This is a genomic window from uncultured Chitinophaga sp., assembly GCF_937874145.1.
Taxonomy (GTDB): Bacteria; Bacteroidota; Bacteroidia; order Chitinophagales; family Chitinophagaceae; genus Chitinophaga.
In genome coordinates, this window is record NZ_CALNBI010000428.1 from 1 (window position 1) to 11,287 (window position 11,287).

Sequence of the window (11,287 nt, forward strand, 5' to 3'; positions counted from 1 at the left end):
TCGGTGCCATCGAGGGCTTTCATCGCCTTGTCGTTCTGTGATTCGAAATCTACTACCTGGTCGCAACCGGGCATCCATTTGAGGAAATCGGGGAAATTGGTGGGCGAAATGACGGTTACGTCGTGCCCTTTCCGGCGGAGATAATGAAACATGGCCAGCGAAGAGCCCATGGCGTCGGCATCGGGTTTCTGATGCATGGTGATGACCACCTTCTTGGGGCTTTCCAGCAGTGGCTTGATATCCTCGATCGGCTTCATTCCTAAAATGATGATTAGTAAAGGTTGTAGCCGCTTAAAAGCGGTTATTTTCGTTTAAGCAAATGAAGTGCGAAGTTCACCATTTGAGCCAGAATTTCAAAATTTTTTACGGGTAATCAAAATGTGATTACTTTTGCGGCGCAAAACGGCATTACTCACGTATAACGACCAATTACCAATATGAGCAACAAAACTTTCACCATGATCAAGCCCGACGCTGTGGCAAACGGGCACATCGGCGGCATCCTGGACAAGATCTGCGCGGCAGGTTTTCGCATTGTAGCGATGAAACAACTCCGTCTTTCCGCTGAGAAAGCCGGCGAATTCTACGCAGTGCATAAAGAGCGCCCCTTCTACGGCGAGCTGGTTGAGTTCATGAGCAGCGGCCACATCGTGGCGGCGATCCTGGAAAAAGACAACGCTGTGGAAGATTTCCGCAAGCTGATCGGCGCTACCAACCCCGCGCAGGCAGAGGAAGGCACCATCCGCAAGATCTACGCAGAATCCATCGGCCGTAACGCCGTTCACGGTTCCGACTCCGATGAGAACGCAGCTATCGAAGGCAATTTCTTCTTCTCCGGCCTGGAGAAGTTTTAATCCGTTCCCGGAATAACTGGAAAAGGCGGTACCACGGTACCGCCTTTCTGTTTTTTATCGCTACGCTCCGCGCCTATTCCCCGATTATCGTGGTCTGGAAGGTGCCTTCGTAATGGACGGTGCTCTTCAGCAAAGGGTACTTCCCTCCTTTCTCCACCACAAATTTCCCCGTCACAAGCCCGTCGATCGCTCCCATGCTGGTGATCGTAACGGCGCCAGGGCTCGCCCGCAACACATCACCGGCCAACCAGGTCTGTCCGTAATTGGCGTCGTTGTGAAATAAAGATATTACCGCCTTATCTGCTCTCGGCTCAATGCTGAATCCATGCGAACCAACGCCGAATGGCCACGAAATAACAAGGGCCGTCGCCTGTGGACTGTACGTGGTCGACAATTGGTAGAAGTCGCCCACCTTTCCAACAGGATTCGCCGGCAAAGTAATTTCATCACCGCCATCAATGCTGATTTTCAGGAATCCTTCCATCGTCCTGATCTCCGCGTTCAGCTTCACCGTTTCAGGTTTGCCCAGCGCGCGGTATACTTCCACCGATATCGTGGCTTTGTTCTGCCCGGCCGTCACTTTGGGCGGCGCAACGTACCGGTTAATGGCGCCGGTGCCGGTGAGCGCGCCCGGGCCTGTCACCTTCCAGCTTTTGATGAAGCGGGAATCGGCCGGCAGGTTGGCTTTGATGGGTTGTTCCTTCGTCAGCGGCGCGAGGAATTCATCCGCCAGTATGAGTCTGATGACTGTGGAACCGCCGGGGTTCACCACGGGGTGGTCTACTTCCAGGCGCACGGGGGTAAACAAGGTCCAGTCGCTGAAGTGATCGGTTAGCACGGTCGCGGTCCTGTTGTCGGTGTTGACCGTCGCCGGTTTGGCCATCCACACGCCCTTCGCATCCTGGTAAGCAATGCGCATGGCTTCCGGGGGGTACGCAATGGAATCTGCACGGAAATACTGGAAAGTGAGCGACACCGGCTTGGTGAACCGTACGCCTTCGGGCTTCAACCTGTAACCGCGGCCAACGCCCAGGGGATTCTGGGAGGCGATCCGTTCGATGGAAACAGTCTGGTCGGCGGTGAAGGCGCCCGCGGGAATGGTGATTTTCAATTGCCCGTCGGCCGAGGAAAGCGTTCCTCCGGCTGCGCCAATAACGGCGGAAGCGGCAGGCGTGCCGTCGGGAGCGCCTACGGGTGTGGGAGTTCCGGTTGCCGGGGCGGGATCCGGCGGACCGTCGTTACCGGAATCGCTTTTGCTGCAGCCGGCGGTAATGGCCAAAGCCAGCAGCATCAATCTGAATGCGTGCATATGATGGGGTTTGAAGTTGCATGGTTTCCGGTTAAACCGGTGAAGATGCAAATGTATCCCCGCGTCATAGCACTATCCAGCAAAAAAGAACCATCGGTGCAACCGGCGGAATGACCGGCAGCACCGATGGAATGAATGGGTTTAGCTTATTTCAGTTCGACCGCCAGACGCTGAAACGCCCTTCGATTTTGCGCGTTTGGGTCATATCGCTATGCAGGCCGGCTTTCTGGATGATGAAGGTGCCTTCCAGGAATTTGTCGGTGGCGCCAACGTCGGAGATGTTGATCGAACCCGGACTGACAATCGGAACGTTGGAACCGCGTACCATGTAGTAGCAGCCGTAATTGTCCGTGCCATCTGCAAAGATGACCATGTTATCGTCGTTAAAATTGAAATTGCCGATGTCCCCTTTCCAGTAAATGCTGACTCCTTTTTTGTTAGTCCGGTCCACATACGAAACCACGCTCCAAAGCTCGTCCAGCTTTACCGCATGTTTCGCCTGTAAAGCTATCCAGCTGCCATCGTTGACCCTGACTTCCATGTAACCTGCTGTGGTCAGTATTTCGCCGACCATCAGGTATTTCTTCCCGTTTTTGGGATTTAATTCCAGGGTCAGCGTGGCGGGGTTTTGCGGCGGTTTGAGAACAGATCCGGGAGCGGTGTATGTACCTTCTGCCCCTTCATGTTCGAATTTCCCGGCACCGGTCAACCGCCAGCTTTTCACATATTTGTCTGCGGCTAGTATTCTTTTTTTGATGGGTTGTCCTGCCGGTGTAAGTGGCGCGAGCATATCGTCGTCGCAGAATGCCGACACGTTAGTAGATGTGAACAAGGGCAGGGTATCTCTGGTGATGACCATATCGAGCGCATTGAAAAGCGCCCAGTCGGAGAAGTGGGTGGTGTTGACGGTGATGGTCCTGGCTGTAGTATTTCTCTCCACCGGCAAAGCGATCCACACGCCCTTTTCGTTCTGGTAAGCGATGCCTATAACTTCTTCGTGAGTGCCTTTCAGATTTGTGGCGTCATAAGGGAACGTAATCTGGACGGGCTTGTTGAAGCGCTGTCCGTGAGGGGTAAGCCGGTAAGCATGCTGGTTGCCGAGCGGATTGGTGTTGCTGATACGCTGGATGCCGATGGTGACGTTATTGGACAGTACGCCGGGGGGCACGGTGACTTTGACTTTCCCGTCGGCGCTGGCGATTTCGCCGCCGGCGGCCCCGATGGCTTTTTCAGTACCGGGCGATCCGTCGGGTTTCCCGGCTTCGGTGACTTCGCCGCTGCCGTCCGGTTCCTCCTGGGGCGTGGGGGCGCCGGGCCCTCCCCTGTCTCCGGGAGTATTGCTTTTGCTGCAGCCTGCCAGGATGGCGGCGCAACAGATCAGGAAAGAGAAGAATGCTGTACGCATAAGTGTATTGCTGGTTTTGGGGGTCGCCAAATGTTAGTATGCAGGGATAAAATTAGTGGCGGGAAGGAAGGGCGCAACGTTAACCGGGGCTAACTGACGGTTGGCCGCTTCGATCTGTATGGCAGAGGCCTTGAAATGGGAAGGGAGCTGCTGAAATGAAAAAAGGCCCCCCATGCGGGAGGCCTTTCAAACCAATCTTAAAAATAAAAACTATTCGAGTTCCACCACCAGGTCGTCCTGCTGCACCATGGTGCCTTCGCGGAGGTGGATGGATTTCACTTTTGTATCACGTGTAGCCGTCACGGTAGTTTCCATCTTCATGGCTTCGATGATGAACAGCGGGGTGTTGGCGCCGATGCTGTCGCCGGCTTTCACCAGTACTTTCGACAGTTTCCCCTGCAGCGGGGCGCCTACTTCCAGTTCCGGGTTGCTGACCTTCTTGTTGGAAGGTACTTCGCTTTTCACGGCGCGGTCGCGCACCTGCACGCGGCGGGTGTAACCGTTCAGTTCGAATACCACGGTACGCATGCCGCTTTCGTCGGCAGGCAGTACGTAGAGGAGTTTTACGATGATGGTCTTGCCCTGGCCGAGGGTGATGAGGATTTCCTCGCCGAGCTTCAGTCCGTAGAAGAAAGCCGGTGTGGGGATGGCTTCCACGTTACCGAATGTTTGCGCATGCTGATAGTACTCTTCGAATACTTTCGGGAACATGTGGTAGCTGAGGTAATCGAGGAATTCGGCCAGCGGGTATTTCAGCTGGAAGGCGGCGAAGTCCTTATCGAAATCGACCGGTGCGAGATGGGCGTTGGGTTTGCCGTTGAGGGGCTGCTGGCCTTTGAGCACGATCTTCTGCATTTTTTCCGGGAACCCGCCGTACGGTTGTCCGATTTCCCCTTTGAAGAAGCCCTGTACGCTGGCGGGGAACGCCAGGTTGCGGGATTCGTCGAGCACATCGGAGGCGGTGAGGCCGTTGGCGGTCATGAACAGCGCCATATCGCCCACTACTTTGGAGCTGGGGGTCACTTTCACGATATCGCCGAACAGGTCGTTCACCACGGCGTAGTTGTGCTTAATGGTTTCCAGTTTATCGCCCAGCCCGAGGGATTCGGCCTGCTGGCGGAGGTTGGAATACTGGCCGCCGGGGATTTCATTTTGGTATACCTGCGCGGTACCGGCCTTCATGTCTGATTCGAAGGGGTAATAGTATTCGCGCACGTCTTCCCAGTAGTTGCTGTATTCGTTGAGGGAAGGAAGGTTCATGAACTGGCTGCGTTCATGGCCTTCGAGGATCGCCGCCATGGCGTTGAGGTTGGGCTGCGAGGTGAGCCCGCTCAGGGATGCGATGGCGCAATCCACGGCGTTCACGCCTGCTTCAATGGCTTTCAGGTAAGTGGCAGCCTGCACCGAAGCGGTGTCGTGTGTATGGAGCACGATCGGGAGTTTCACCGCGTCTTTCAGGGCGCCTACCAATACGGTGGCGGCCTGCGGCTTGAGGAGGCCGGCCATGTCTTTGATGCAGAGCATGTGGGCGCCGGCGTCTTCCAGGCGTTTGGCGAGGGAAACGTAATAGTCGAGCGTGTATTTCTTATTGTCTTTATGCAGGATATCGCCCGTGTAGCTGATGGCGGCCTGTGCCAGGGAGGTGGTGTTATTGCGCACGAACCCGATGGAAGGCGTCATGGCTTCGATATCGTTGAGCGAATCGAAAATGCGGAAGATATCGATCCCGTTTTCCGCCGCTTTCTCGATGAATTTGGCGATGAGGTTTTCCGGGTAAGCGGAATACCCTACGGCATTGGAGCCCCTGAACAGCATCTGGAGCAGCACGTTGGGCATGGCTTCGCGCATGAGCTGGAGCCTTCTCCAGGGGCATTCGTGCAGGAAGCGCATGGCTACGTCGAAGGTGGCGCCACCCCAGACTTCCATGGAGAAGATCTGCGGGTTGTTGCGGGCATACCCTTCCGCCACGGCGAGAATGTCTTTGGTACGCACCCTCGTGGCCAGGAGGCTCTGATGCGCATCGCGGTAAGTGGTGTCCGTGAAATACACCGGCTTCTCGTTGCGGAGCCACTGCGTGAATGCTTCGCGGCCCATGGATTGCAGCTTGTTGCGCGTACCCTCCGGAACGGGCGCCAGCGGATCGAACGATGGCACGTGCGGTACCCGGAACTTGCGGCCGTCGTGCTTGCCTTTGACGTCCACATGCCCGTTTACCGTCACGTCGGCCAGGTACATGAGCGTTTTGGTGGCGCGGTCGCGGATGGGCGACAGCTTAAACAGCTCCGGATGCTGGTCGATGAAGCCTACCGTGCAGTTTCCTTTGCGGAAAGTATCATGTGTGATTACATTTTCTAAGAAGCGGATGTTGGTTTTCACGCCGCGGATACGGAACTCCTTCAGCGTACGGTGCAGCCTGCCGGCGGCGCCGGAAAGCGTGCGGCCGGAAGCGGTCACTTTCACCAGCATGGAGTCGAAGAAGGGCGAGATTTTCACGCCGGAATAGGCGCTGCCCTCATCCAGCCGGATACCGAAACCGCCCGCGTTGCGGTAAGCGATCACGGTGCCGTAATCAGGGGTGAAGTTGTTCTCGGGATCTTCGGTGGTTACGCGGCACTGGATGGCGAAGCCGTTAAGGCGCACGTCGTCCTGGCTTTTGAGGAAGATCTCGGGGTCCGACAGCTGGTGGCCTTTGGCGATGAGGATCTGCGACCGCACGATATCGATGCCGGTCACTTCCTCGGTCACGGTATGCTCTACCTGGATGCGCGGGTTCACTTCGATGAAGTACACCTTGTTCTGGCGGTCTACCAGGAACTCGACGGTGCCCACGTTATTATATTTCACCTCACGGGCGAGCGCGAGGGCGTATTTGTATACTTCTTCCCGGGTTTCGACGGGGAGGTTGGGCGATGGCGCGATCTCCACCACTTTCTGGAAACGGCGCTGCACGGAGCAGTCGCGTTCGTAGAGGTGAACGATGTTGCCGTAGTTGTCGCCCATCAGCTGTACTTCGATGTGCTTGGGTTCTTCGATGAACTTTTCGATGAAGATGGTATCATCGCCGAAGGCTTTGCCGGCTTCGCCGCGGGCTTCGAGGAAGGAGCGCTCGAGCTGGGATTCATCGCGCACTACGCGCATCCCGCGCCCGCCGCCGCCGGAAGCGGCTTTCAGGATCACTGGGAGGCCGATGCGGAGGGCTTCCTGCTTCACGGTGGCGACATCTTCCAGTTTCACCTGGCTGTCTTCGATCAGGGGCACGTTCACGCGGCGCGCCAGTGTTTTGGCGGCTACCTTGTCGCCCAGCTGGGCCATTACCTCCGGATCGGGGCCCACGAAAATGATCCCCTCTTCCCGGCACCTGCGGGCGAAGGTCACGTTCTCACTGAGGAAGCCGTATCCCGGGTGAATGGCGTCTACCCCCTGGGACTTGGCCAGGTGGATGATTGCTTCCACGTCGAGGTAAGGTTTCAGCGGGTCGTCGTCCTTCCCGATCTGGTAGGCTTCGTCTGCCTTGTAACGGTGAAGCGAATAGCGGTCCTCGTAAGTAAAGATCGCTACGGTCCTGATCCGTAATTCCGATGCTGCCCTTAAAATCCGGACGGCGATTTCGCCGCGGTTGGCCACTAACAGCTTGTGTATCCTTTTTAGCGATGAATCAGACATAACTGTGGTTAGTTCAGACAATCAATTTAACATTTATGCGAAAAATCAGCGGGTATAAAAGTAGTAAAAGAATGTATTTTTTCTTTGTTTATTTCTAAACTTTCTGACGAATTTGTTGATTTTTTTCAAAGTAAATGGGCTTTGAAATGGATTTATCCAATATCAGAGCTTAAATGATGAATTAAATTAATGCGTGTGGATAGTTTGGAATCATTCCCATATTTTTACGGATATGTGGGAAGCATCGGTCAACGGGTTCAGGGTCCATCTGCGGATGGAACGTTCTTTATCGCAACATACCATCGAGGCGTATGAGCGGGACGTGCGGGTGCTGACGCGGTACCTGGTGCAGGCGGGCAAACCTGTTGGACCGGAATCCGTGACGCTGGAGGAGCTGGAAGCCTGCGTCCGCTGGGTGGCCGGGCTGGGGATGACCGCCAGCAGCCAGGCGCGGATGATTTCGGGGATACGGACGTTTTTCCGGTACCTCCAGCGGGAAGACCTCATCTCCCACGACCCCGCCCAGCTGCTCGAGGCGCCCAAGACGCCGCGGAAGCTGCCCGACTTCCTCAGCGTGGAAGAAATCGACGCTATTATTGAACAGGTCCCCAATTATGGAACGGAGAAAGATCCCGCCATCATCCAGCGCAACACCGCCCTGCTGGAAACCATGTATTGCTGCGGGCTCCGGGTGAGCGAAGCGGTGGGGCTGCGGCTTTCGCAGCTGCATTTCCACGACGGGTACATCCGGGTGCTGGGTAAAGGCGATAAAGAAAGGCTCGTACCGATCGGCCGTTCGGCGATCGGGCATATCAATACGTACCGGGAGGAATTCCGGCAGTTTGCGCCCATCGCGCGGGGGCATGAAGACATCCTGTTCCTGAACCGCCGGGGCAAGGGGCTCACCCGGGTCATGGTATTCCTTATTATAAAGGAGCTGGCGCGGCTGGCCAATATCAAAAAGAACATCTCCCCGCACACTTTCCGCCATTCCTTCGCCACGCACCTGGTGGAAGGCGGGGCCGACCTCGTGGCCGTGCAGGAAATGCTGGGGCACGAAAGCATCACCACCACGGAAATCTACACGCATCTCAACCGCGAATACCTGCGGGATATGCTGGTGCAGTTCCATCCCGGGTTTCACCGGTAACGGGTTATAAAATTAATTATAGGCTTGGATGGGGTCAACGCCCGGGCGGTCCTGGGACCGTTCCGGGTTGGAGTTATAGGGACTTGTCTGTTATGTCAGAAAGGAAAAAAACAGCTACCCTTGGAGGCATGACTGAGAAACAGGTAGCTGTTGTGTATTTGGGGCTTTCCAACATGGGCTTACTAATAGGTCACATACCGGTCCTTATGCTGGCTGCGTGCTTTTCCGGAGATGAATCCGTTGATCCATCCGGAGAAGGTGCCGGTTTTTCGGGGTTGGGTTGCAGGCCTGGCTTGCAGGTTCTGCCGTGAGCAGTGGGCGATCCGCCGCCGGCCCGGTTTATGGGCCTGTGATCCGTCTTCTTCCAGCACGGGTTCTCCGCGGTCGAAGATTTTGAAGTAGACGTCGGGCGAGTCGTTGATCTCGTAACGGCTTTCGCGGATAATCTGTATCAAGCGGCTACCGGAGAGCATATCGCGGGAGAAGTACAGTTGGTACTTGCCCAGCTCGTTGGTGTATCCGCAGCCCAGCAGTTTGTCGTTGAGCGCGTTGTAAGCTTCGACCCGGACGGTCCGCAGGGCTTCGCCGGTGTCTGCATGGCGGACGGTTCCGGCAACGGCCCATGCGCCGAATTCGCGGCGGATGTTGGACCATTTTTCGGCAGGCACCACGTACGCGAAGGCGGCGAGGTACTTGTCGCGGTCTCTTTTCCAATGGGGCACGAAGGTGCTCAGGTGATACTGGGCCCTTCCTTCTCTTGCGTTGCGTGCGCCGGGCACGCTGTTGAGGCATATGTCGAGTTCCAGCGGTTCGGTGAACAGGTGGATCTCGTCCCAGGACAGGCAGAAGTTGCCGCTGCCATCCAGTTCGGCTTCGGCGAGGAGGCGGTCTGCCTTGGCCCTCACCTGTGTGCCGGGGATCTGTCGCAGATCTTTGAAGATACCGCGGGCCAGAACATCGGGGTCGTGCGGGCCTTCGGGCAGGTAAATCCTGATGCGCGCGTCGGCCAGGGGTTCCATGCACTCCTCACAGATCAACGCAGAGATGTTGCCGATCAATAGGTAACTCATAGCGATTCACTTTTGGACATTACATTTTGGGGTACGCTTTGTTCCTTCCGGTTTGGGGGCACCGGCCGCCCTCTGCATACTAACGAAACAAACTATGGTAGAAAGGCCTTTGATTGCGCCGTCTACATGGTCATTATCCACCTTGCAAAGGTTGACATAAACCATCCCTTAATCAAGCGTTCAATCACGGTAAATACCGAATGCGTACTTCTACGCATTTTTATGAGGGGCCTACGTAAAATATACCCCGCCCGGGGCAGGCTGCCTCCCCTGAAATCCGCAGTGGCGGCAATTATTCCTGATTTTCAAGCCGTATTCCCCGGAAGCAGGCCTGGGATGGAGGGGTTTGACGATTGGGAATTTGTGATAATTTTACCCGCGACTTTTTTTTTCATTATTACTAACTCCTAAATGCTAAACAATGGCAAAATTTTCAAAAGAAACAGGGATCTTTATCGACCTGCAGGCTGCCGGTAAGCTGACGAAAAACTACCGGACCGATCAGCTGGAACGCAAAAAGCACAAAGACCCCGTAATGTCCCAGTTCTTCGGGCTCGACAAATTACAGGAACTGCTGTCGCAGGAAGGTACCGTTGGCCTCCGTATTTATTATGGCCTCGATGTTGACGGCGACGGCAAGGCAGACAAGAAATTCGTGCTTACCGCCACGGACGCTGAAGGCAACGACATCTTCCCCGCACAGACCCGCAGCCTGGAAAAGAAAGCCAGTGCCAACAGCGGAGCGCTGATGACAGATGGTTTCTGCCCCTTCGACTGCCCCAAAATATCAAACCCCCTGAACTCAGATTCTGAGTAATCCCAAAGGATAAAGACTATTACGTGCCGCTGCATCACTATATTTTCTATTTCATGATGGGGATCGAAGTCCTTCTTCTGATCCCCTTCACTTTAAATTACAAGCTGTTCAATAAGGAACAACGGATCATCTACCTGTATGCTATCCATTCGGCCGCCCTCAGCATTGGCGCCGAAGTGCTTGCCCGGATTTTCCGGCATAACCTGGCCTGGCATGCGGTGATGTTCCTGGTTGCATTCTATTTACTTTCCTGGTTTTTCATAACCGTCATCAAAAAGCCCCTTACCCGAAAAATCATTGCCTGGATGGTGCCCGTCGTCACCCTGGCGTTTATCATCGACTTCTTCTGGATCAGCGGCCCCCGCGGCTTCAGTTCCATCTTCGTATCTTTCCGCACTTTCGTGCTCATCGTATATGGCATCCTGTTCTTTATACAGCTCGTGCGCGACAATTCCCTCATCGAACGCTCCATTTACATCACTTCCATCCCCGAATTCTGGTTCAATTCCGGCGTATTCGTCTACCAATGCTGCAACTTCATCTTATATCTCTCTTTTAATTTCCTCCTGCGCGACGAGCCGGGCCCCGAAATCATCAATCTTTTCCGGATAACCCAGGGCCTCGGGTGGATCGCCGGCATAATTCAGGTGATTGTTTTTTATATTGGCCTCCAAAAGATTAAAAGAGCGAGATCATGAACACGCTGCAATTGATCCTGGCGGGTACGATCGTTATGATGAGCCTCGGTATTTTCGTGGTCGTCATGGTGGTGTTGCAACAAAAACAGGTAGTACAGTATAAGCTGACCCTCCGGGAAAAGGATCTCCAGATCCAGAAAGAACGCCTCGTAGCCGTGCTCCAGGGCCAGGAAATCGAACGGAAACGCATCGCCGAAGACCTCCACGACGAGGTCGGCGCCCAGCTGTCCGTCCTCAAACTCAGCCTCAACCACCTACAGCAACTCGCCGGGAACGGGGAAAAGGAAAAACTTAAAGAAACAAAGGAGTTTGCCGATACCA

General features: G+C 55.1%; 10 protein-coding genes. 5 read left to right on the forward strand and 5 right to left on the reverse strand.

The genetic code is table 11. The features are described from left to right. A partial coding sequence (locus Q0510_RS20285) for a bifunctional oligoribonuclease/PAP phosphatase NrnA (RefSeq protein WP_298715737.1) occupies positions 1 to 257 on the reverse strand: 257 nt, incomplete at its 3' end. Between the two features lie 180 nt (positions 258 to 437). Here Q0510_RS20285 and Q0510_RS20290 point away from each other — a divergent pair. Continuing rightward, positions 438 to 854: a nucleoside-diphosphate kinase gene (locus tag Q0510_RS20290; protein WP_298715739.1), complete on the forward strand. Its 417-nt coding sequence runs from the start codon at positions 438 to 440 to the stop codon at positions 852 to 854. A 73-nt stretch (positions 855 to 927) separates the two neighbouring features. Here the strand turns inward: Q0510_RS20290 and Q0510_RS20295 are convergent, their stop codons facing one another. The 3 genes from Q0510_RS20295 to Q0510_RS20305 form a co-directional block, all read right to left on the reverse strand. Next, a complete protein-coding gene (locus tag Q0510_RS20295) occupies positions 928 to 2,163 on the reverse strand; it encodes a hypothetical protein (protein ID WP_298715741.1) in 1,236 nt (411 codons plus the stop codon). Positions 2,164 to 2,314: 151 nt separating this feature from the next. Next, positions 2,315 to 3,568, reverse strand: coding sequence for a hypothetical protein (locus tag Q0510_RS20300; protein ID WP_298715743.1), 1,254 nt, complete (start codon positions 3,566 to 3,568; stop codon positions 2,315 to 2,317). 210 nt (positions 3,569 to 3,778) lie between these two features. Then, the gene (locus tag Q0510_RS20305; RefSeq protein WP_298715745.1) at positions 3,779 to 7,231 is read right to left on the reverse strand and encodes a pyruvate carboxylase; all 3,453 of its coding nucleotides are present in this window, start codon (positions 7,229 to 7,231) and stop codon (positions 3,779 to 3,781) included. Positions 7,232 to 7,463: 232 nt separating this feature from the next. Here Q0510_RS20305 and Q0510_RS20310 point away from each other — a divergent pair, with 232 nt between their 5' ends. After that, positions 7,464 to 8,381: a site-specific tyrosine recombinase gene (locus Q0510_RS20310; protein ID WP_298715747.1), complete on the forward strand. Its 918-nt coding sequence runs from the start codon at positions 7,464 to 7,466 to the stop codon at positions 8,379 to 8,381. A gap of 182 nt (positions 8,382 to 8,563) precedes the next feature. On the opposite strand, the gene Q0510_RS20315 is transcribed toward Q0510_RS20310, so the two are convergent. After that, positions 8,564 to 9,451: a hypothetical protein gene (locus Q0510_RS20315; RefSeq protein WP_298715750.1), complete on the reverse strand. Its 888-nt coding sequence runs from the start codon at positions 9,449 to 9,451 to the stop codon at positions 8,564 to 8,566. A 421-nt stretch (positions 9,452 to 9,872) separates the two neighbouring features. Between Q0510_RS20315 and Q0510_RS20320 the strand changes: the two genes are divergently transcribed. The 3 genes from Q0510_RS20320 to Q0510_RS20330 all read left to right on the forward strand — a co-directional run. Beyond that, complete coding sequence (locus Q0510_RS20320) at positions 9,873 to 10,268, forward strand: hypothetical protein (protein ID WP_298715752.1); 396 nt, start codon at positions 9,873 to 9,875, stop codon at positions 10,266 to 10,268. Positions 10,269 to 10,321: 53 nt separating this feature from the next. Next, entirely contained in the window at positions 10,322 to 10,966 is a 645-nt protein-coding gene (locus Q0510_RS20325; protein WP_298715754.1) for a hypothetical protein, read from the forward strand. After that, on the forward strand, positions 10,963 to 11,287 hold a 325-nt coding region (locus tag Q0510_RS20330), incomplete at its 3' end, for a histidine kinase (RefSeq protein WP_298715756.1). The genes Q0510_RS20325 and Q0510_RS20330, both read left to right, overlap by 4 nt.

What these genes read in the sequence shown, in the direction of transcription:
- Q0510_RS20290 (WP_298715739.1), top strand. Translation starts at nt 438, where the DNA reads ATGAGCAACAAAACTTTCACCATGATCAAGCCCGACGCTGTGGCAAAC.
- Q0510_RS20295 (WP_298715741.1), bottom strand. Translation starts at nt 2,163, where the DNA reads ATGCACGCATTCAGATTGATGCTGCTGGCTTTGGCCATTACCGCCGGC.
- Q0510_RS20300 (WP_298715743.1), bottom strand. Translation starts at nt 3,568, where the DNA reads ATGCGTACAGCATTCTTCTCTTTCCTGATCTGTTGCGCCGCCATCCTG.
- Q0510_RS20305 (WP_298715745.1), bottom strand. Translation starts at nt 7,231, where the DNA reads ATGTCTGATTCATCGCTAAAAAGGATACACAAGCTGTTAGTGGCCAAC.
- Q0510_RS20310 (WP_298715747.1), top strand. Translation starts at nt 7,464, where the DNA reads ATGTGGGAAGCATCGGTCAACGGGTTCAGGGTCCATCTGCGGATGGAA.
- Q0510_RS20315 (WP_298715750.1), bottom strand. Translation starts at nt 9,451, where the DNA reads ATGAGTTACCTATTGATCGGCAACATCTCTGCGTTGATCTGTGAGGAG.
- Q0510_RS20320 (WP_298715752.1), top strand. Translation starts at nt 9,873, where the DNA reads ATGGCAAAATTTTCAAAAGAAACAGGGATCTTTATCGACCTGCAGGCT.
- Q0510_RS20325 (WP_298715754.1), top strand. Translation starts at nt 10,322, where the DNA reads ATGATGGGGATCGAAGTCCTTCTTCTGATCCCCTTCACTTTAAATTAC.